Here is a 19,710-nt window from a genome sequence, read left to right on the forward strand (position 1 = left end):
CATTCCCTTAACCAGGCTCCGCTACAGTCGGGGCATGGACCTGCAGACCTCTCCGTTTCCGGCGTTCCGTGGCCGTGACCGGTTGATCGCCGCAGTCGACGCGGCGATGACCTCCGGTGATGCCGAGCGCATCACCGCCGACCTGCAGCTGGCGCTGCAGGAAGCCATCGCGGACAGCCGCATCGAGTTGCCCGAATGCGTGCACCGTCCGGTCAGTGATCATTACGCGCGACGCCCGCTGTACCACAGCCGCGAACACGGCTACAGCGTGATTGCCATGAGCTGGGGCCCAGGGCAGGGCACGCCGCTGCACGACCACGATGCCATGTGGTGTGTGGAGGGCGTGTGGTCGGGCGAACTGGAGATCACCCGCTATGAACTGCTGGAGTGCGCCGGCGAGCGCTGGCGCTTCCGCCGCCATGCCGTGCTGCGCGGCGGCTGCGGCAGTGCCGGCAGCCTGATTCCACCTCACGAGTACCACACCCTGCGCAATGCCAGCGATGAAGCCCTGGCCATTTCGGTGCATGTGTACGAAGCGCCGATGGAACGTTCGGCGGTGTTCGATCCGCTTGGGGGTGACTGGTACCAGCGCCGTATCCAGGCACTGCAGGCCGACGCGGTCTGAACCCGTCGCAGGGCAGGGTACCAGCGCCTTCGCAGCGCGCATGGCATCATGCGCCGCTGCGCTGCCGGACCCGGCGGCGATCCGCAATGCCCCGTCGGGCAAGGAGCAAGACCATGTCCAGCGCTGATCCGCGCCTGCGTGCGCTGTTGAAGCTGGCACCGGTGATTCCGGTGTACACCCCCGAAGACGTGAATGAAGCCGTCGAGGTAGCCCAGGCGCTGTTCCGCGGCGGCCTGCCGGTGATCGAGGTGACCCTGCGCACGCCGCAGGCGCTGGACGCCATCAAGGCGATGGTCGAGGCCGTGCCGGATGCAGTGATCGGCGCCGGTACCGTGCTCAATGCCGCACAGATGCAGGCAGCGAAGCAGGCCGGCGCGCGCTTTGCGGTGTCGCCCGGTGCCACGCCGGCGCTGTATGCCGCCGCACGCGATGCCGACCTGCCGTACCTGCCCGGTGCCGCCACCGCTTCCGATCTGATCCTGGGCCTGGAGCACGGCAGGGACACCTTCAAGTTCTTCCCCGCGGTGCAGGCCGGCGGTGCTGCGCTGCTGGCGGCCTGGCATGGCCCGTTCGCCGACGTGCGCTTCTGCCCGACCGGCGGCATCAGCGCGCAGACCGCGCCGCAGTTCCTGCACCTGCCCAATGTGCTGTGCGTGGGCGGTTCGTGGCTGACCACCCCGGCGCTGCTGCAGACCCGTGACTGGGACGCCATCGAACGCCTGGCCCGCGAGGCGTCGGTGCTGGCCAGCTGAACCTGCCGCACGAATCCTCGAGGGTTTGATCGTGATCAAAGCGCCGGCCTCGAGCCGGCGTCATTCTGTGGGCAAGCGCACTACGGAGATCCGAACATGAATTCGACCATGAAGGCTGCCGTCGTGCGTGAGTTCGGCAAGCCACTGGTGATCGAGGAAGTCCAGGTACCGCGCCCGGGGGCGGGCGAAGTACTGGTCAGGATCGAGGCCTGTGGCGTCTGCCACACCGACCTGCACGCCGCCGAGGGCGACTGGCCGGTGAAACCGAACCCGCCGTTCATCCCCGGTCACGAGGGCGTGGGGCACATCGTGGCCGTGGGAGGCGGGGTAGGGCACGTCAAGGAAGGCGACAGGGTCGGCATCCCCTGGTTGTACTCGGCCTGTGGCCATTGCGAACACTGCCTGGGCGGCTGGGAAACGCTGTGCGAAACGCAGCGCAACACCGGCTACTCGGTCAACGGCGGCTTCGCCGAGTACGCACTGGCCGATGCCAACTATGTCGGCCTGCTTCCGAAGGAAGTGGGCTTCATCGAGATCGCGCCGGTGCTGTGCGCCGGCGTGACCGTCTACAAGGGACTGAAGGTCACCGACACCAAGCCCGGCGACTGGGTGGCGATCTCCGGCATCGGCGGCCTGGGCCACATGGCGGTGCAGTACGCCCGCGCGATGGGCCTGAACGTGGCCGCGGTGGACGTGGACGACAACAAACTGGCATTGGCCCGGCAGCTCGGTGCACAGGTCACCGTCAACGCGCGCACCACCGATCCGGCCGCCTTCCTGAAAAGGGAGATCGGCGGCGCGCACGGCGCCCTGGTCACCGCGGTGTCGCCGAAGGCGTTCGAGCAGGCCCTGGGCATGGTGCGTCGTGGCGGCACCGTCTCGCTCAACGGCCTGCCGCCCGGCAACTTCCCGCTGGACATCTTCGGCATGGTACTCAACGGCATCACCGTGCGCGGCTCGATCGTCGGCACCCGGCTGGACCTGCAGGAATCGCTGCAGTTCGCCGCCGAAGGCAAGGTCGCGGCCACGGTCAGTACCGATCGCCTGGAGAACATCAACGATGTGTTCGCGCGCATGCACGCGGGCACCATCGAAGGCCGCGTGGTGCTCGACTTCGCCGCCTGACCGCCTGTGCATGGCCGCCGCTGCTCCGTACCCCTCTCCCACGGGCACGGCGGCCGTGCCGACCCATCGGTAGTGCCGGCCGCTGGCCGGCAACCTCAGGCACTTCGCGCCGCCGTACAATGCGCGCATGCCCGGCCTGCTCAAGATCCTGTTCCTGTCCATCGTCGCCCTGATCGGCGGCGTGCTGTCGCTTGCGCTGGTCAGCAGCGTCGCCAGCTGGCTGCCGCCGTTGCTGGGCATGTCGCCGGACAACAACAGCGTGCAGCTGGGATGGGACCTGGTCTTCAGCGTACTTGGCGGCATCGCCGGCATTTCCTTCGCCACCTACTACGCGCCCTGCTGGCCGCGTTCGCATGGTTTTTCCATCTGGTCGCTGATCGCGCTGGGCTGCGGCTATGCGATATGGACCACAGGCGCGGATTTTCCCCTGTGGTTCGTCGTTTCGCTGCTGGCGTCACTGCCGCTGCAGCTGCTGGCCGGCTGGTGGTTCGGTCGCCGCGCCTCGCGGAGCGCAACACAGGCTTAATAATTCCTCCCTAGGCTCGGTGCCCGCCGAACGTCGGCAACGCGGCGCAGGGGTCTGTCCCATGGATATCGGGCAGACGCGACGCAGATCACCACAGGGAACCGGGGAATCCATCCGATGCGTCACCCGATCCGGGAGGCTGCCACCGCAGCCCCTCTTGCGAAGCGTTTGTCCCGTGCCGTGCGCGCCGTGCTGATCGGCGGCCTGGCCGTGCTGCCCGTCGACGCCATGGCCGAAGCTGAAGAGGCCGATGGCGATACCCGTGAACAGCTGCAGCAGCTGGACGCGGTCACTGTCACCGGCAGCTACGCGAAGAGCCTGGAGCGCGCGGTCGACCTCAAGCGCGCCAACATCGGTTTCTCCGATTCGATCGTGGCCACCGACGTGGCTGATTTCCCCGAGCAGAACCTGGCAGAGGCGCTGCAGCGCATGCCCGGTGTCACCATCGAACGCAACAAGGGCCTTGGCAGCAAGGTCAGCGTGCGCGGGTTGCCCAGCGAGTTCACGCTGGTCTCCATCAACAACCTGGCCACCGCCTCGGGCAGTGGCGGGCGCGACGTGCAGTTCGACATCTTCGCCGCAGACGTAGTGCAGACGGTCACCGTGCAGAAGTCACCGACCGCTGCGGATGAGGAAGGTGGCATCGCCGGTTCGGTCTACATCGAGACCGCCAGGCCATTTGACTATGCCGAACCGAAGTTCAGCGCCTCGGCCGAGGCCTCGCACAACTCGATCAATGGCAAGGTCGACCCGAAGATCTCGTTCCTGGCCAGCGACACCTGGGGCGATTGGGGCGGCCTGGTGTCGTTCTCCAAGACCAAGCGCAGCAATCGCACCGATTCCAACTCCGGCATCAACTTCCGTCCGATGGGGCGCTTCCTGGAGGCCTCCGGTACGCGCTCGTCACAGGCCGCCGCAGTGCTGGCGCGCGATGCAGGAATCGCGGTGAAGAACCGCATGGACAAGGACGAGACAAGCCGCATCATCTTCCAGGACAAGGTCGGCGACCGCGTCTACCTCAACGAGCAGGACCAGTGGGGCGCAACGGCGTCGCTGCAGTTCAAGCCCAGCGAGACGTTCACGCTGAGTTTCGACGCGATGCTCGGCGGCTACGACACGCATGAAGACGAGTACGATGCGGCGGCCTATTCGGCCTCCAGCCGCAGCACGCTTGACCGCATCCACGAGTACGACAAGACCACGCTGGGTGCGTACGGCATTACCGTGCTCAAGGACGTGGCCTACACCGCCACCCAGCACGAGATTCTCAGCAAGGACCGCAACGCCAACACCGACTATCGCCAGTTCAGCAGCAAGCTGGACTGGAAGGTGGGTGGCTGGGACATCGATGCACTGGTCGGCTATTCCGGTGCGCGCAAGGGTTCGGATTACGCCAACCTCAAGCACGTGGCCTATGCGCCGTCGCGCACGCGCTGGACCGGCGATGGCGGCGAAACCGTGCCGAGCAGCGTCGGTGGTTTCGACATGTACAACGCCGCCAACAAGTACCTGTTCGAAGCTTACGAAACCGAATTGGAGAAGGTGAAGGATGACAAGTACGCCGCGCAGCTGGACCTGCGCCGGCAGATGAACCTGGCGTTCTTCCCGGCACTGAGCGGCGTGCAGTTCGGTGCGCGCTACACCGACAAGACCAAGCAGCGTGAATTCGGCAGCGGCAAGATCCAGGGCCCCTCGGCCGGCAGCACCGCATGGGTGAATACGCGCACCCTGGCCGACAGCAACCCGATGTGGATCAGCCAGCTGGCGCCGGGTGGCGCCTATCGCCCGAGCGATCTGGACTGGCAGCAGATCTCCAACGCCTATGCGCGTGCCACCTTCCGCTATCCCGGCTATGCGACGCCGCTGGACCCGGGCCAGTACTACGAAGTGAAGGAGAAGACCCTGGCGCTGTATGCCATGGCCGACTTCTACTTCGCTATCGGCCACGTGCCGGTGTATGCCAACCTCGGTGTGCGCTCGATCGATACCGACGTTGACTCCTCCGGCTTCCATCCGGTGCAGAAGCCCGATGGCAGCAGCGGCTTCACCGCCACGCCGATCTCCAGCAGCGGCGACTACAGCAGGATCCTGCCCAGCTTCAACATCACCGCCGAAATCGCCGAGGGCCTGGTGCTGCGCGGCGCCGCGTCGGAGACGCTGATGCGCCCGTCGCTGACCGACATCGCCTACCGCCGCACCGTCAGCTGGAGCAGCTTCCGCTTCATGGACGGCAATCCGGCGCTGAAACCGACCACCGCCAAGCAGTGGGAAGTGGGCCTGGAGAAGTACCTGCAGAACGGTGGCCTGCTGGCCGCGTCGTACTTCTCCAAGAAGATCGACGGCGTGGTGCGGCAGTCGCTGACCGGCATCGAGCGAAACGTCGAGAAGCTCAACGCCAACGGTTCGCAGGATGGCTACTACGACTTTGAGGTGTACCAGCCGGTCAATGCCGACGGTTCGTACAAGGTCAGCGGCGTGGAACTGGTCGCACAGCTGCCGCTGTCGATGCTGCATCCGGCGCTGGAAGGCTGGGGCATCAATGCCAACTACACCCAGCTGGACAACTCGCTGACCGGCGCATCGGATCTCTCGATTCCGACGCCCCCGGAGGGCCTGGCCGAGAAAGCCTACAACTTCACCCTGTACTACGAGAACGATCGCTTCAGCGCGCGCGCCTCGTACAACTACAAGGACAAGTACGTCGAATACATCCACCTCAACATGTACCCGGTCTACCGCGATGCCTATGGCCAGCTGGATGCGTCGATCGGCTTCCGCCTGAACGACACCTGGAAGCTGAACCTGGAGGCGATCAACCTGCTGGATGAAAAGACCAGCGGCTATACGATCGACAAGGCGTTCCCGACCCAGTACGAGTTCTCCGGGCGCCGTGTGACCGCCGGTATCCGCGCGGACTTCTGAGCCACCAACTGCCTCCATCGCCCGGTGAAGAAGCCGAGCATGGGCTCGGCGCTACAGGTTCGCTGGTACCACCGCGTTCTGTGCAGCCGAGCCGGCGCTCGGCTGCTTTTCAGCGGAAACGCGACTTCAGATCGTTCGCCTTCAGCTCTTCCACCAGCTCGTTCGTGCTGTCAATACGCGCCTGGGTGCAGAACGAAGAATTGCTGCGGATCTGTGCCTCGTGGAAACCGACACCGACGATTTCCTGCATCACGGGGTCCTGATCGAACTTCTTCGCGAGGTAGTCCAGGGCGGCACCTTCATCGACGCTGACCTTGCAGGCGCGTGCCGCGGCCAGGCGTGACCACGCGAACTGCAGGTCCGGATCCCAGCCCATGGCGTCCTCGCCAGTGAAGCCGTTGTCGAAATGGTAGGCATAGACCTCGCTGGAAATCCGCTTGGCCTTCATGCCGCCGTGGCCGGAGTAGGCCTGGGCCACCATGGGCAGCAGCAGCGCGGCGAGGAACATCATTTTCTTCATGCAGCCATCGTCCTGATTGAAATGCGTGCAGGATTCTAGCCAGCCGGCCGCGCGGTGTACCAGCCACTTCGCGCGTACCGTTGCATTGCACGCATGCGCGCTCGCCGGGCATGGCCCGGCGCTACTGCAGCAACGGCCTCACCGCTGCCGCCGGAATATGGTCCAGCGCGCGCCAGGCGTCTTCCACCACCGGCCGCGCCTGCGACCAGCTCAGTCGAGAGTGGCCGCGCATCTGTTCCCAATGCTCCGCCAGTTCCTCGCAGGTATCGGCGGCATCACCGCGTGGCCAATCGGCAGCATGGGTGGTCAACGCGAAGGCATACACCGGGCAAAGGTCACGCCAGTTGCGATGGCTCTGCCCGCGGCGTTCCTCATAGTCGCTGAGCATGTACTGCAGGTAGTCCTGCGCCACCGCCTGGGGGTCTTCGTGGCGACGCGTACGGCGCTGCGCGGTGCGCTGGCCGAGCGGATCGAGCAGGGCGTTGAACACGGACGGTGCGGGTCGTTCAAGACGGGGCATGGCCGGCTCCTGCAGCGGGGGCGGGTGGGCAGGAATACGCGCGGTGCCGTTACCGGGGGGTGAGCGAGATGTTCATGACGCCAGGTTCGCAGCGGCTTTACCTGCGTGGGGGTGTAGTGGACGCCCCAGCCGAGGTAGCCAGACCATGAGCCGAGAGACCTCCCGAGACCCCTTGCGGGAAAACCACCCGCCCATTCCCGGTGAGCAACGCGGCAAGCGCGATGCCGACAACGCCGACTACCGCGGTACCGGTGCGCCGTTCTTCGATGCCGAGCACGCCGGAGAGCATCTGCCGGTGAAGCACGAGGCTGAACAGGCGGCCCAGGATCGCAAGGACGGTGGCGACCGCCATCGCGGCGGTCAGGAAAGCCCGCTCAAGCGCCGCGAACGCAAGCAGCGCGCCAGCGACAACCAGGACGAGGCACTGGAGGAAACCTTCCCGGCCAGCGACCCGACCTCGCCGTTCGTGCCGGCCAAGGCCCCCGATTGACGGTAGCGCCGGGCCATGCCCGGCGAGCGCAGCGGTCCCGCGCTAACGCCACGACCACTGCACACCCACGCTGGCCCGCCGCCCCGGCCCGGGCTCGTAGAAGCGCCCGTTGCCGTCATTGACGATCACCGAGCCGATGTAGGCCTGGTCCAACACGTTCTCCAGCCGCGCGAAGGCGCGCAGCTCGCCACCCGGCAAGGCCCAGCGGCGCCCGCCTTCCAGGTGCAGCAGGGCGAAACCGGGCGCGCGCGCCGTAGCCACGTCATTGACCACGGTATCGGTGCTGGCCGAGGCCTCCAGCGCCCACTGCCAGTCGGCGGGGCTCCACTGCAGGCGGGCGAAGGCCTGCTGGCGTGGCACACCGGGCAGGCGGTTGCCCGCCGCGACCACGTTGTTCGAGGTCAGGTACGGCGAGCGCACCTGCGCCTGCAGCCAGGTCCACGCCAGCTGCAGTTCCAGCTGTTCGGCCAGCGGTTGTCGGTACTGCAGTTCCACGCCCTGGCGGCGGGTGCGGCCAATGTTGCGATAGGTGCTGCGCCCGCCGATGTTGCTGGCAACTGCCAGCTCATCGTCGGTATCTGCGCGGAACAGGCTGATATCGAGTTGGGTTCCATCCTGTGCGTGCCATTTGCTGCCCACTTCCAGGCTGCGGCTGCGCGCCGCCGCCAGATCCAGCGCCAATCCCGCCTGACCGTCGGCGCGATAGCCCAGTTCGTTGAAGGTGGGGGTCTCGAAACCACGTCCCACCGCCGCGTGCAGCCGCCACTGCGGGCTGGCCTCGAAGCTGATCCCGGCCGCCGGCGTGGTGGCCTGGTAGCGCCGACGGCCGCTGTCATCCGGGTTGCGCCCGGTGATGTAGCGGTCGTCCGAGTCGAAGCGCACGGTGCTGCGGCGCAGGCCGGCCAGCAGCGACCAGCGCGGGCTCCATTGCCACCAGGCCTGGGCGAACTGGTCCACGTTCTGCACGACGTCGATCTGGTCACGACGCAGCCGCCCACGCACGCCCAGGGCGGTGCCGATGAAGTTCTCGTAGCCGGTGCGATGCTGGCGCTGGCGATCGGCGCTGAGCCCGGCCACCAGATCCAGGGGGCGGCCGGCAAGGTCACCATGCCACCCCCAGCGCGCGTCCAGTCCGCCGTAGCCGCCCTCCAGATCGATCACCCCGCCGGCATGCAGCGGATTGGCCTGCGCAGTCGGCGGAATCGGCAGGTACTGGCGCACCGCGCGCTGTCCGGCATAGCCCATCAACTGCCAGCGCTGCGCTCCCGTTTCACGGGTCCAGCGCAGGCCGGCCTGCTGCTGGCGCACCGATTTGCGGGTGTTGTACTGGTGCGCCACCGCCGTGGCCTGGCGCGGATCAGCCGCCACCTGGGCACGGGTCAGGCCCAGCGGATCCTGCGCATCTGGTGCTTCCAGTGCGTTGAGCAGCAGCTCCAGCCGCCCACCGCCCAGCTCTCCACCGATGCGTGCGTTGAGCGATTCACGGCGCGCGCGGCTGTGGTCCCGCCAGCCATCGGTGCGGAAGTGATTGGCGGCGATGTTGTAGTCCAGCACTTGGCCGGCACCCTTCAGCTGCGCACCGACACTGAGTGTGCTGTCGGCGCCGGCATTCACGCGCAACCGCCACGGGTCGCCGGCCTGGCCCTGCGCGCTCCAGACCTGCAGCACGCCGCCGGAGGAATTGCCGTACAGCGCCGAGAACGGCCCGCGCAGCACCTCGATGCGTTCGGCGCCCAACAGGCTGGCATGCGACAGCTGGCCCTGGCCATCGGGCATGGTCGCGGGCACCCCGTCGATCAACACCCGCACCCCGCGCACCCCGAAGGTCGAGCGCGCGCCGAAGCCACGGATCGACAGCTGCGTGTCCTGGGCGAAGTTCTGCCGGTCGCGCGCCAGCAGCCCTGGTACCCCGGCCAGCGCCTCGGACAGCTGCGCGCCGGTGCCCGCGCGGCTGGCATCGATCCAGACCGTATCCTGGCTGGCCGGCAGCGCGAACGGGTCGATGCCCGGCACCCGTGCGGCCTGTACCTGCACCGCAGGCAGGGCGGTGGGCGCAGGCTCGGCCACCGCCGCCCAGGGCGACAGCAGCAGGGCGGACAGCGGCAGGCAACGGCGTCGTGCGGCGGGATTCATGATTCAGGTTGATGGATCGGGCGGCAACGCATGCCATGGTACGGGGCCGCGGATGACGATGGCGGCGGCCAGCCCCGGCAGGCTTTGTTACGATGGGCTGTTTCCGGCTGAAAAGCCGCAGACCGCGTGGCGCAATTCCTCCCCCTTTCCGTCTACCGAACGAGTACCGCCGTGTCCTTCTTTGCAAACGTGGAACTGGTCCCAGGCGACCCGATCCTGGGCCTGACCGAGGCGTACAACGCCGACAGCCGCCCGACCAAGGTCAACCTGGGTGTGGGCATCTACTACGACGAGAGCGGCCGCATTCCGCTGCTGCGCGCCGTCAAGCAGATCGAGCAGCAGCTCGCCGCTGAAGCCAAACCGCGCGGCTACCTGCCGATCGATGGCCTGCCGGCGTACACGCAGGCCACGCGTGAGCTGGTGTTCGGCAAGGATTCGCCGCTGCTGGCCGCCGGCCGCGTCACCACCGCACAGACCGTCGGTGGCAGCGGTGCGCTGCGCGTCGGCGCCGACGTGCTGAAGAAGCTGCTGCCGCACGCCACCGTTGCGCTGAGCAATCCGAGCTGGGAAAACCACCGCGCCGTGTTCAGCGCGGCCGGCTTCGAGGTGGTGGATTACACCTATTTCGACCCGACCACCCACGGTGTCAACTTCGACGGCCTGCTGGCCGACCTGGGCAAGCTGGAAGCCGGCACCGTGGTGCTGCTGCATGCCTGCTGCCACAACCCCACCGGTGCCGACCTTACCGTCACCCAGTGGAAGCAGGTCGCCCAGCTGCTGAAGGACCGCCAGCTGTTCCCCTTCATCGACATGGCCTACCAGGGCTTCGACAAGGGCATCGAGCAGGACGGCGCAGCGGTGCGCATCATCGCCGAAGCCGGCATTGACAGCTTCATCGTGGCCAACTCGTACTCCAAGTCGTTCTCGCTGTATGGCGAGCGCGTGGGTGCGCTGTCGATGGTGGCGCCGACCGCCGCTGACGCCAAGGCCGTGCAGTCGCAGGTCAAGCGTGTGATCCGCACCATCTACTCCAGCCCGTCCACCCACGGTGCTGCGCTGGTTGCCGGCGTGCTGACCAACCCGGAACTGCGCGCGATGTGGGAGCAGGAGCTGACCGAGATGCGCGAGCGCATCCACGCACTGCGCCAGGGCCTGGTCGAGAAGCTGGCCGCTGCAGGTGCACCGCAGTTCGGCTTCATCAATGAACAGGCCGGCATGTTCTCCTACTCCGGCCTGAGCCGTGAGCAGGTCGAACGCCTGCGCGACGAGTTCGGCATCTACGCCGTCGGCACCGGCCGCATCTGCGTGGCCGCGCTGAACCAGAACAACCTGGAGTACGTCGCCAAGGCCGTGGCCACCGTCGCCAAGGGCTGAAGCAACACTGCACTGGTTTGAGAACAAGGGCGCCGAAAGGCGCCTTTGTTTTTGCTTCTGCTTTGCCTGTGCCTTTGCCACACCCTCCGCGCTCGCGGCGAACCCTGAAGCGCAGGGCGAGGTACACCGTGGCCAGGACCGTAAGGCGCATGGATGCGCCGACCGAGCCCCCATGGGTGAGGGCGCTTTGCCTGCGAGGCATGCCTCGCAAGCGCCAGAACGCACAGCCGCCAGCGGCTGGGCCGGACCACGGAGTGGGGTTTACGGCGTGTCCTGGCCACGGTGTACCTCGCCCTGTGCCTCCATCAAGGTAGGCGCCACGAGCGCAACGCATCTGGAAACGATTACGCCTTCCCGCGCTCACGCACGCGCTGGCCGGACCGGCGACAATAGGCGTTTTCCCGCTACCGAGACCTGCCCGCTCATGTCCCGTACTTCGTTGACCCGCTTCCTGATCCAGGAACAGCACGCCGGCCGCATCAATGCCGACCTGCGCCAGCTGATCGCGGTCGTCGCCCACGCCTGCACCAGCATCTCCATCGCCGTCAGCAAGGGTGCCCTCGGTGGCGTACTCGGCGAGGCCGGTACCGGCAACGTGCAGGGCGAAGCGCAGAAAAAGCTGGACGTCATCAGCAACGAGATTCTGCTTGAAGCCAATGCCTGGGGTGGCCACCTCGCCGCCTGCGCCTCGGAGGAAATGGACCACAGCCAGCCGGTGCCGGACATCTACCCGCGCGGTGATTTCCTGCTGCTGTTCGATCCCCTCGATGGCAGCTCCAACATCGACGTCAACGTCTCCGTCGGTACCATCTTCTCGGTGCTGCGCTGCCCGACCAACGTGGAACTGCCGGGCGATGACGCGTTCCTGCAGCCGGGCAGCAAGCAGATCGCCGCCGGCTACTGCATCTACGGGCCCAGCACCCAGCTGGTGCTGACCGTCGGCCACGGTACGCACGCTTTCACCCTCGACCGCGAGAAGGGCGAGTTCGTACTGACCACCGAGAACATGCAGATTCCGGCGGCCACCCAGGAATTCGCTATCAACATGTCCAACCAGCGCCACTGGGAAGCCCCGATGCAGGCCTACGTCGGTGACCTGCTGGCCGGCAAGGAAGGCGCGCGCGGGAAGAACTTCAACATGCGCTGGATCGCCAGCATGGTCGCCGACGTGCATCGCATCCTGACCCGCGGCGGCATCTTCATCTATCCGTGGGACAAGAAGGACCCGACCAAGGCCGGCAAGCTGCGCCTGATGTACGAAGCCAACCCGATGGGCCTGCTGGTCGAACAGGCCGGCGGCGCCGCCTGGACCGGCCGCGAGCGCATCCTCGACATCCAGCCCGACCAGCTGCACCAGCGCGTGCCGGTGTTCCTCGGCTCGCGCGAGGAAGTGGCCGAAGCCGTGCGCTACCACCACGCGCACGACGACGCACAGGGCTGACGGCCGGTCCTCCGACAACGGTCATGGCAGATCGATGACATGACCGTGGGGTGACACCGAGGGCGGCAAACGGCACCATCAAGCTGTTGCCGCCTAAGGAATGCACGCATGCACGAGCAGGGCCCGGTCGATTTCATCGAAGTCATCCACAACGCGGTCCCCAGCGAGGTCTGCGCGGCGATCGTCGAGCGCATGCGCGCTGCACAGGGCCTGCTGCCAGGCGCGGTAGGCAGTGGCGTGTTCCCGGAACTCAAGCACAGCAAGGATCTGCGCATCAGCGGCCTGGACGGCTGGCAGGATGTGGACCATCAGCTGCAGCATGCGGTGTTCAATGGCCTGCTGACTTATCTACGCCGTTATCCACAGGCGTTGATTGCACCACTGATGTTGCAGATCCAGGACAGCAACGGCCAACCGCGACGCCTGTCTGCCGAGGACTTCCCCGACATGCCGCCACAACAACTGGCGGATCTTGCGCGGACCTGCCTGCGTCCCGGCGCCATCAACCTGCAGTGGTATGCGGCAGGCGAGGGCGGCTATCCGTACTGGCACTGTGAGCTGTACCCCAAGGATGCGCAGGCCGAGACCCTGCATCGGCACGTGCTGTGGACGCTGTACCTCAACGACGAGTTCGAAGAGGGGGAAACCGAGTTCCTGTTCCAGGGGCGGAAGATCGCACCACGCACCGGCAGTTTGTTGATCGCCCCGACGGCGTTTACCCACACTCATCGCGGCAACCGGCCGCAGGGGGGCGACAAGTTCATCGCGACGAGCTGGATCCTGTTCCAGAGCGCGCAGAAGTTGTTCGGGGGGTGACCCCGAGCCTGCTCGACAGCCTCGGATGCAGCGTCGAGCCATGCTCGACTGATCGACTCAGAACAGGCTTCCCTGCGGCGAATCCTTCTTCGGCGGCAACGGCTTCAGGAACCGGCTGCAATCCAGCTTCGGCCAATGGCTGTTCTGTGCATTGAACCCGAGACGCTTTCGCGCCAGCTTGAAGCGGTTGTTCAACAGCTCCGCATACACGCCCTGGCCACGCATGCGCGTGCCGAACTGGCTGTCGTAGTCCTTGCCGCCGCGCAGCTGCTGGATGGTGCTCATCACGTGTGCAGCGCGATCGGGATGATGGGTATCCAGCCAATCGCGGAACAGCGGTGCCACTTCCAGCGGCAGGCGCAGCAGCACATAACCGGCTGTGCTCGCACCTGCGTCGTGTGCGGCCTCCAGCACGGCTTCCAGTTCGCTGTCGTTGATCCACGGGATCACCGGCGCCACCATCACACCCACCGGAATGCCAGCTTCATGCAGGCGCTTCATCGCGCGCAGCCGTGCATGCGGTGCCGACGCGCGCGGTTCCAGCTTCGCGGAGAGGTGCGGGTCCAGCGAGGTCACCGAGAAATGCACACTGACCAGGTTCTCCGCAGCCAGCGGTGCGAGCAGATCGATATCGCGCTCGACCAATGCGTTCTTGGTAATAAGCGAGAACGGATGCTTGGTTTCCAGCATCACGTCGATCAGCTGGCGGGTCAGCTTGAACTTGCGCTCGATCGGCTGGTACGCGTCGGTGTTGATGCCCAGCGCGATCGGCTGCGGCACGTAGCCCGGCTTCGACAGCTCCTTGCGCAGCAGTTGCGGCGCATTGGTCTTGGCGAACAGCTTGGTTTCGAAATCCAGGCCCGGCGACAGGTTCAGATAGGCGTGCGAGGGGCGTGCGAAGCAGTAGGAGCAGCCATGCTCACAACCGCGGTACGGATTCACCGATTGGCTGAAGCCCACGTCCGGCGAGGTGTTGCGGGTGATGATGCTGCGTGCGGTCTCGGCACGAACCTCGGTGCGCAGACGCGGGGCGAGGAATTCCTCGCTCTCATCCACCGCCCAGCCATCGTCCACCGCCTCGCTGACGGTGCTCTCAAAGCGCCCGGCAAGGTGGGACGTGGAACCTCGGCCCTTGATCGCGATACCCATTGCGGCAGCGTACGTCGCGGCCGTCTCAGCGGCTGCGACGGCCATCTGAAGGGTTCAGCCCCGCCTGTAGACTCAGAGCAGCGCCAGGTACCCGCGCACCGTGGCGTCCAGCCCCTCGTACAGCGCCTCACCGATCAGCGCGTGGCCGATCGACACCTCCAGCACGTCCGGCACGTTGGCCAGAAAATCGCGCAGGTTGTCCTGCGACAGGTCGTGGCCGGCGTTCACGCCCAGTCCAACGGCCTGTGCACGGCGTGCGGCAGTGGCGAACAGCGCCAGCATCGCGTCAGCATCACCAGCCGCATGCGCCTCCGCATAGGGCCCGGTATACAGCTCGATGCGGTCCGCACCCACTTCGGCCGCCTGCTCCAGCAGCGGGTTGCCGGCGTCGACAAACAGGCTGACCCGGCAGCCCATCGCTTTCAGTTCGGCAATCAGCGGGCGCAGTCGCGCGGCATCCCGCTCGAAATCGAAACCATGATCGGAGGTGATCTGGCCGTCGCTGTCAGGCACCAGGGTGGCCTGCGCCGGGCGGGTCTGCGCGCACAGCGGCAACAGGCCGGGGTAACCCTCGCGCGGCGGCGCGAACGGGTTGCCTTCGATGTTGAACTCCACGCCACGGGCACGGGTCAGCGTGGACAGGGCCAGCACGTCCTCGGCGGTGATGTGGCGGCGGTCCGGTCGCGGGTGCACGGTGATGCCATGTGCGCCGGCATCCAGGCAGGCCTGGGCGGCACGCACCACGTCCGGTTCGGCACCGCCGCGCGAATTGCGCAGGACGGCGATCTTGTTGACGTTGACGCTGAGCTGGGTCATGGAACGGAACTACTTGGAAAGAGGGGACGGATCGTGGTCGTTGCGGTCGTCATTGCGGCGGGCCTGGGCCTGCTCGCGCAGGCGGCGCAGTTCCTCGGCGTCGACCAGGGTGGCGGGGTCGCGCTGAAGGTCGCCGAAGCGGGCGACGTAGCGGCCGCGCACCCAGGCCAGCAGGAAGGCGAGGGCGGCCAGCAGGCACAGGGTCATCAATGCGGCACTGGGCGTCTTCAGGGCGAAGGCAAAGCAGCCCAGCGCCAGCAGCAGGTACAACCAGTACATAGTCGGGCTCCCCGGATGATCGTCGCAGTGTAGCGCTGCGTCAGAGCAGCGGCGAGGCCAGCCGGGCGAAGGCCTCGGGCAGGCGGTGCAGCCACAACGAGCGGCCGGCCTGGTCGTGCACCCGCGTGGAACGGTCGAATTCGCCCTGCAGCAGTTCGGCCAGCGCGGCGACGCGGTCACGGTCGCTGATCATCATCGACAGCTCGAAGTTCAGCCGGAAGCTGCGGTGGTCGAAGTTGGCGCTGCCGACGATGCAGACATCGTCATCGGCGATGAAGGCCTTGGTATGCAGCATGCGCGGGCCGTACTCGTAGATCTTCACCCCGGCGTGCAGCAGTTCGTCGAAATAGGAGCGCGCGGCCTGGGTGACGAACCAGGAGTCGCTCATCTTCGGCACCAGCAGGCGCACTTCCAGGCCGCCCAGCGCGGCCGAAGTCAGGGCCATCCGCGCTGCTTCGCCGGGCACGAAGTAGGGCGTCACCAGCCACACCCGCTCGTGTGCTTCCTGGATCGCCGCCACGTGCAGGCGGTGGATGGTTTCCCAGCCCGAGTCCGGGCCGGAAACCAGCACCTGGGCGTTGATCGGGCCATCCGCGCGCAGTGGCATGTCGGCCGGCCAGAGGCGGGCAATGTCGAAGCGCGAATGATCCTGGCCGCTGGCATAGAGCCAGTCCTCGGCGAACACCAGCTGCAGGCTGCGCACCACGTGGCCGCGGATGCGCATGTGCAGGTCGCGGTAGGCGTCCGGCCTGCGGCTCTCGTCTTCGTCGTCGGTGATGTTGATGCCACCGGTGAACGCCAGGCGGCCATCGACGATCACCAGCTTGCGGTGGGTGCGCAGGTTCAACCAGGGGCGCTTGAAGGGCTTCAGCAGCTGCCGCGGATGGAACCAGACCGCCTCGCCGCCGGCATCGACCAGAGGCTGCAGGAAGCGGCGGGGCAGAGCGGAAGAACCCACTGCATCGAGCAGCAGGCGCACCTGCACGCCGGCCCGCGCGCGCTCGACCAGGGCGTCGCGCAGAGCGGTTCCGGCGTGGTCGGGATTGAAGATGTAGTACTCCAGATGCACGTGGTCGCGCGCCTGCGCGACGGCTTCCAGCAAGGCCGCGTAGGTCGCGGCGCCGTCCACCAGCCAAGTCACTTCGGTGGCGCTGCTCGGCGCCAATCCTGTCGTGGCCTGGGCGATCTTGGCCAGCTCGGTGCAGTCGGCATCCGGTGGGCAGACATCACTGTAATGCTCCATGCCCGAACGCGCGCGGCCACGACGCAGGCGCTGCCGCTTCACCTTCTGCGGGCCCAGCAGGTAGTAGATGAAGAGACCCAGGTAGGGCAGCAGCGCCAGTGACAGGATCCAGCTCAGCGTGGCGACCGGCTCGCGCTTCTGCAGCATGATCCAGCCCGCCAGCGCGAACAGGTACAGCAGATAGGCCACCGCCAGGATCGTGCCGAGGTGGGCGATGCCATCAAGCCAGTGACGCAGGGAGTCGAAGAGGGCGAGCATCCACCGATCATAGCGGCGCACGCAACTTGATGGGGTCAGATCCCTTTCCTGCGGAAAAGGGATCTGACCCCATCGAGGCACCACAGGCACAAAAAAGACGCCCCTGTTTCCAGGGGCGTCTGCAGTCGCGTCATGACTGTTGTGTTGCGGTGTAGCGATTACTGCTGCACAAAACCGATCTTTTTCATCTGAGCATTCTTCGCGGCGGCCAGAACCTTGGCCATCACGTCGTACTCGGAATCCGGGCTGGCGTCGATGCGCAGTTCCGGCTGGTTGGTCGGGTCACGCTGGACCTCCTGCTCCATCCGCTGCTGCAGCTCGCTCGCATTGATCGGGCTGTTGTTCCACGAGACCTGGTTGCTGGCGTCGATCTTCAGTTCGATCGGCGGCGGCGGTTCGACCAGCTGCGGCGGTGGGTTGAGCACGCGCTGCGGCAGGTCCACGGCGATCGGGTACGTCATGATCGGCGCGGTCACGATGAAGATGATCAGCAGAACCAGCATCACGTCCACGAGGGGCGTGACGTTGATGTCTGCCATGGGGCCCTTGCCACCACCACTACTGAATGCCATGGCTTACTGCCCCTTCTCTTTGGTCGCGACGAAGCCCACGTCCAGCATGCCCTGTTCCTGCGCGATCTTGGTCATCTCGTTGATGACCCGCATCTTGGTGGTGCGGTCACCACGCAGGTTCAGCGGCGGCTGCGGGGTCTGCTGGGCGGCGGTCGCCAAGCGCGACTCGAGAGTCTGCTTGTTGATTTCTTCGTCGTTCCAGTAGATCGAGCCATCTTCCTTGACTGCCAGGGTGATGGGACCCTTTCGGTCGTTGGTGTCGTCCGGCTTCTGGACCAGGTTGGCCTCCGGCAGATCCACCTTGACCTTGTGGGACATCAGGGGCGCCGTGATGATGAAGATGATCAGCAGCACCAGCATCACGTCCACGAGGGGCGTAACGTTGATGTCGGCCATGGGGCCGCCGCTGTTACCACTACTGAAAGCCATAACGGGCTCCGTCTAGATCGTGTTGACTACGTTCTCGCTGGGTACAGCGCGTCGCAATTAGCGGACGCGCGAACCGGTGGCGAAGAAGTCGTGCAGGTCGTGCGCGAAGGTATCGAACTTGCTGATGGTCGCGCTGTTGATCTTGCTGAAGAAGTTGAAGGCGAACACGGCCGGGATCGCGACGAACAGACCGATCGCGGTCATGATCAGCGCTTCACCCACCGGGCCGGCAACGGCGTCGATCGAAGCGGAGCCGGTGGCACCGATCTTGATCAGCGCGCCGTAGATGCCCCACACGGTACCCAGCAGACCGACGAACGGAGCGGTCGCGCCGACGGTGGCCAGCAGGGTCATGCCCGACTGCAGCTTGTTGCTTTCGCGGGTCACGGCCTGACGCAGGGCGCGGTCGACGAACTCCGAACGGCTCAGGTTCTCACCGACGCCGCCGGTGGCACCGCCTTCAGCACGCTGGTGGTGGGCAGCTGCCTGGGCAGCGTCCAGGGCGATCTTCGAGAACGGCTCCGAAGCCGGCTGCTCTTCCATCGCACGGATGGCGTCCTGCGCGTTCGGGGTATCCCAGAACAGGCTGACGACGCGATCAGCGGCGCTCTTCAGGCGGGTGGCACGGAAGATGTTGATGACGGTCCAGTACCAGGACATGGCCGACATGGCGATCAGGGTCAGCAGCACGACCCAGGAAACCGCGAAATCACCCGGCTTGGTGGTCATTTCGTGGATCAGGTGCTCGAAGCCCATCTGCGACAGGGCGTTGGACGGATTGCCCCCGGCAGCAGCGGCGATGAAAATTTCCTGCAGCATGACGCTTACCTTTGTTGTGTGTGGTGATAAAGGGTGTAGCTAAGCTAAACAATCGAACCGGGAGCGGGGGTGGCCAGTCGGCCACCCGGGCGCATCAGTTCAGCGCAAAGTTGACCGGGACGCGAACGCGACCTGCCGCCTTCTTACCGCCAGATTCAGCGGCGTTGAAGCGCCACTTGCGAGCCGCTTCCATCGCGGCACGGTCCAGGTCGCGGTTACGGCTGGACTTTTCCACCGTGACATTGGTGACGTTGCCGCTGGCATCGACATCAATGATCAGGATCACTTCGCCCTGGATACCAGCGCGGAAGGCTGCCGGCGGGTAGCGCGGCGGATTCATGGCCTTCGACGAGATGTCCACGCTGGCCTCGATCGAGGTCGCAGGTGCCGGCGGCGCGGGGGGCGACGGCGGGGTGACGATATCGCTCGGGCGCGGCTCCGGCACGTCCACGACCGGCGCCTGCGGCGGCGGCGGGACCGGCGACGGCTTCGGCGGCGACAGATTCTTCACCGGCGGCGGCGGAGTATCGGTCGGCGGCGGCGGCGGCGGCGGGGGCGGCGGCGGCGGCGCATCGACGATGGTCACCATGACGTTGCGCTCCTTCTCAGCCACGGCCTTGGGAGCCACGGCGGGAATGAGGAGCATCATGAAGGCGGCCAGATGCAGGGCAATTACAAACGCGATGCCGACGATGCGAGGCCAGCTCAGCCCCTTGTCATCGGGTTGTTCGTACCGGTGAACGACTAGTTGTTCCGTCATGCGCCAAGAGCTCAATAGTGGGGCCGGGATGCCGGGGGCGGAATCCCTGATCAGTGGTGCATGACACCGCAGGAACCTCCAAGCTTATACCAATCCTGAGCGCCTGCGCATCAACTGAGCAGGCATTCAGGCGTTATTCCT

Annotated in this window: 20 protein-coding genes; 9 read left to right on the forward strand and 11 right to left on the reverse strand. The window is 66.1% G+C overall.

Annotated elements, in window-relative coordinates:
• Positions 1–34 precede the first annotated feature (34 nt).
• The 5 genes from EZ304_RS20450 (at position 35) to EZ304_RS20470 (ending at position 5,950) form a co-directional block, all read left to right on the forward strand.
• Positions 35–625, forward strand: a complete 591-nt coding sequence (locus EZ304_RS20450; protein ID WP_099554114.1) for a cysteine dioxygenase family protein — start codon at positions 35–37, stop codon at positions 623–625.
• A gap of 113 nt (positions 626–738) precedes the next feature.
• The gene (gene eda, locus EZ304_RS20455; protein WP_142808004.1) at positions 739–1,377 is read left to right on the forward strand and encodes a bifunctional 4-hydroxy-2-oxoglutarate aldolase/2-dehydro-3-deoxy-phosphogluconate aldolase; all 639 of its coding nucleotides are present in this window, start codon (positions 739–741) and stop codon (positions 1,375–1,377) included.
• Between the two features lie 96 nt (positions 1,378–1,473).
• Entirely contained in the window at positions 1,474–2,502 is a 1,029-nt protein-coding gene (gene adhP / locus EZ304_RS20460) for an alcohol dehydrogenase AdhP (RefSeq protein ID WP_142808005.1), read from the forward strand.
• A gap of 127 nt (positions 2,503–2,629) precedes the next feature.
• Positions 2,630–3,028, forward strand: coding sequence for a hypothetical protein (locus EZ304_RS20465; RefSeq protein ID WP_142808006.1), 399 nt, complete (start codon positions 2,630–2,632; stop codon positions 3,026–3,028).
• A 168-nt stretch (positions 3,029–3,196) separates the two neighbouring features.
• The gene (locus EZ304_RS20470) at positions 3,197–5,950 is read left to right on the forward strand and encodes a TonB-dependent receptor (protein WP_260678161.1); all 2,754 of its coding nucleotides are present in this window, start codon (positions 3,197–3,199) and stop codon (positions 5,948–5,950) included.
• Positions 5,951–6,059: 109 nt separating this feature from the next.
• On the opposite strand, the gene EZ304_RS20475 is transcribed toward EZ304_RS20470, so the two are convergent.
• On the reverse strand, positions 6,060–6,470 hold the full coding sequence (locus tag EZ304_RS20475) for a hypothetical protein (protein ID WP_142808008.1): 411 nt from the start codon (positions 6,468–6,470) through the stop codon (positions 6,060–6,062).
• A 121-nt stretch (positions 6,471–6,591) separates the two neighbouring features.
• Positions 6,592–6,990, reverse strand: a complete 399-nt coding sequence (locus EZ304_RS20480; protein ID WP_004132921.1) for a hypothetical protein — start codon at positions 6,988–6,990, stop codon at positions 6,592–6,594.
• A gap of 145 nt (positions 6,991–7,135) precedes the next feature.
• Here EZ304_RS20480 and EZ304_RS20485 point away from each other — a divergent pair, with 145 nt between their 5' ends.
• Positions 7,136–7,480, forward strand: a complete 345-nt coding sequence (locus EZ304_RS20485) for a hypothetical protein (RefSeq protein ID WP_099554126.1) — start codon at positions 7,136–7,138, stop codon at positions 7,478–7,480.
• Between the two features lie 42 nt (positions 7,481–7,522).
• Here EZ304_RS20485 and EZ304_RS20490 read toward each other — a convergent pair whose 3' ends face one another.
• Positions 7,523–9,613, reverse strand: coding sequence for a TonB-dependent receptor family protein (locus EZ304_RS20490; RefSeq protein WP_142808009.1), 2,091 nt, complete (start codon positions 9,611–9,613; stop codon positions 7,523–7,525).
• Between the two features lie 171 nt (positions 9,614–9,784).
• Between EZ304_RS20490 and EZ304_RS20495 the strand changes: the two genes are divergently transcribed.
• The 3 genes from EZ304_RS20495 (at position 9,785) to EZ304_RS20505 (ending at position 13,244) form a co-directional block, all read left to right on the forward strand.
• Positions 9,785–10,987, forward strand: coding sequence for an aromatic amino acid transaminase (locus tag EZ304_RS20495; RefSeq protein ID WP_142808010.1), 1,203 nt, complete (start codon positions 9,785–9,787; stop codon positions 10,985–10,987).
• 424 nt (positions 10,988–11,411) lie between these two features.
• Positions 11,412–12,428: a class 1 fructose-bisphosphatase gene (locus tag EZ304_RS20500; protein WP_142808011.1), complete on the forward strand. Its 1,017-nt coding sequence runs from the start codon at positions 11,412–11,414 to the stop codon at positions 12,426–12,428.
• A gap of 108 nt (positions 12,429–12,536) precedes the next feature.
• On the forward strand, positions 12,537–13,244 hold the full coding sequence (locus EZ304_RS20505; RefSeq protein ID WP_142808012.1) for a 2OG-Fe(II) oxygenase: 708 nt from the start codon (positions 12,537–12,539) through the stop codon (positions 13,242–13,244).
• A 57-nt stretch (positions 13,245–13,301) separates the two neighbouring features.
• Here EZ304_RS20505 and EZ304_RS20510 read toward each other — a convergent pair whose 3' ends face one another.
• From EZ304_RS20510 to EZ304_RS20545, 8 genes are all read right to left on the reverse strand, one after another.
• Positions 13,302–14,393 (reverse strand): PA0069 family radical SAM protein, encoded by a 1,092-nt coding sequence (locus EZ304_RS20510; protein ID WP_142808013.1) that lies wholly within the window; start codon positions 14,391–14,393, stop codon positions 13,302–13,304.
• A gap of 72 nt (positions 14,394–14,465) precedes the next feature.
• Positions 14,466–15,209 carry a pyridoxine 5'-phosphate synthase gene (locus EZ304_RS20515; RefSeq protein ID WP_142808014.1) on the reverse strand — a complete coding sequence of 248 codons (744 nt, stop codon included), beginning with the start codon at positions 15,207–15,209 and terminating at the stop codon, positions 14,466–14,468.
• A 9-nt stretch (positions 15,210–15,218) separates the two neighbouring features.
• Positions 15,219–15,488 carry a hypothetical protein gene (locus tag EZ304_RS20520; RefSeq protein WP_142808015.1) on the reverse strand — a complete coding sequence of 90 codons (270 nt, stop codon included), beginning with the start codon at positions 15,486–15,488 and terminating at the stop codon, positions 15,219–15,221.
• Between the two features lie 40 nt (positions 15,489–15,528).
• Entirely contained in the window at positions 15,529–16,989 is a 1,461-nt protein-coding gene (gene cls, locus EZ304_RS20525) for a cardiolipin synthase (RefSeq protein WP_142808016.1), read from the reverse strand.
• A 158-nt stretch (positions 16,990–17,147) separates the two neighbouring features.
• The gene (locus EZ304_RS20530; protein WP_004132666.1) at positions 17,148–17,561 is read right to left on the reverse strand and encodes an ExbD/TolR family protein; all 414 of its coding nucleotides are present in this window, start codon (positions 17,559–17,561) and stop codon (positions 17,148–17,150) included.
• A 3-nt stretch (positions 17,562–17,564) separates the two neighbouring features.
• Positions 17,565–17,990: an ExbD/TolR family protein gene (locus tag EZ304_RS20535; RefSeq protein WP_012509603.1), complete on the reverse strand. Its 426-nt coding sequence runs from the start codon at positions 17,988–17,990 to the stop codon at positions 17,565–17,567.
• Between the two features lie 57 nt (positions 17,991–18,047).
• The gene (exbB, locus tag EZ304_RS20540; protein ID WP_005411738.1) at positions 18,048–18,809 is read right to left on the reverse strand and encodes a TonB-system energizer ExbB; all 762 of its coding nucleotides are present in this window, start codon (positions 18,807–18,809) and stop codon (positions 18,048–18,050) included.
• 94 nt (positions 18,810–18,903) lie between these two features.
• Positions 18,904–19,569 (reverse strand): energy transducer TonB, encoded by a 666-nt coding sequence (locus EZ304_RS20545; RefSeq protein WP_142808132.1) that lies wholly within the window; start codon positions 19,567–19,569, stop codon positions 18,904–18,906.
• Positions 19,570–19,710 lie beyond the last annotated feature (141 nt).

This window comes from Stenotrophomonas maltophilia, assembly GCF_006974125.1.
Classification (GTDB): Bacteria; Pseudomonadota; Gammaproteobacteria; order Xanthomonadales; family Xanthomonadaceae; genus Stenotrophomonas; species Stenotrophomonas maltophilia_O.

Bases quoted from the DNA above. Each gene is read 5' to 3' on its own strand.
- EZ304_RS20450 (WP_099554114.1), top strand. From the start codon at position 35: ATGGACCTGCAGACCTCTCCGTTTCCGGCGTTCCGTGGCCGTGACCGG.
- eda (WP_142808004.1), top strand. From the start codon at position 739: ATGTCCAGCGCTGATCCGCGCCTGCGTGCGCTGTTGAAGCTGGCACCG.
- adhP (WP_142808005.1), top strand. From the start codon at position 1,474: ATGAATTCGACCATGAAGGCTGCCGTCGTGCGTGAGTTCGGCAAGCCA.
- EZ304_RS20465 (WP_142808006.1), top strand. From the start codon at position 2,630: ATGCCCGGCCTGCTCAAGATCCTGTTCCTGTCCATCGTCGCCCTGATC.
- EZ304_RS20475 (WP_142808008.1), bottom strand. From the start codon at position 6,470: ATGAAGAAAATGATGTTCCTCGCCGCGCTGCTGCTGCCCATGGTGGCC.
- EZ304_RS20480 (WP_004132921.1), bottom strand. From the start codon at position 6,990: ATGCCCCGTCTTGAACGACCCGCACCGTCCGTGTTCAACGCCCTGCTC.
- EZ304_RS20485 (WP_099554126.1), top strand. From the start codon at position 7,136: ATGAGCCGAGAGACCTCCCGAGACCCCTTGCGGGAAAACCACCCGCCC.
- EZ304_RS20490 (WP_142808009.1), bottom strand. From the start codon at position 9,613: ATGAATCCCGCCGCACGACGCCGTTGCCTGCCGCTGTCCGCCCTGCTG.
- EZ304_RS20500 (WP_142808011.1), top strand. From the start codon at position 11,412: ATGTCCCGTACTTCGTTGACCCGCTTCCTGATCCAGGAACAGCACGCC.
- EZ304_RS20505 (WP_142808012.1), top strand. From the start codon at position 12,537: ATGCACGAGCAGGGCCCGGTCGATTTCATCGAAGTCATCCACAACGCG.
- EZ304_RS20510 (WP_142808013.1), bottom strand. From the start codon at position 14,393: ATGGGTATCGCGATCAAGGGCCGAGGTTCCACGTCCCACCTTGCCGGG.
- EZ304_RS20515 (WP_142808014.1), bottom strand. From the start codon at position 15,209: ATGACCCAGCTCAGCGTCAACGTCAACAAGATCGCCGTCCTGCGCAAT.
- EZ304_RS20520 (WP_142808015.1), bottom strand. From the start codon at position 15,488: ATGTACTGGTTGTACCTGCTGCTGGCGCTGGGCTGCTTTGCCTTCGCC.
- cls (WP_142808016.1), bottom strand. From the start codon at position 16,989: ATGCTCGCCCTCTTCGACTCCCTGCGTCACTGGCTTGATGGCATCGCC.
- EZ304_RS20530 (WP_004132666.1), bottom strand. From the start codon at position 17,561: ATGGCATTCAGTAGTGGTGGTGGCAAGGGCCCCATGGCAGACATCAAC.
- EZ304_RS20535 (WP_012509603.1), bottom strand. From the start codon at position 17,990: ATGGCTTTCAGTAGTGGTAACAGCGGCGGCCCCATGGCCGACATCAAC.
- exbB (WP_005411738.1), bottom strand. From the start codon at position 18,809: ATGCTGCAGGAAATTTTCATCGCCGCTGCTGCCGGGGGCAATCCGTCC.
- EZ304_RS20545 (WP_142808132.1), bottom strand. From the start codon at position 19,569: ATGACGGAACAACTAGTCGTTCACCGGTACGAACAACCCGATGACAAG.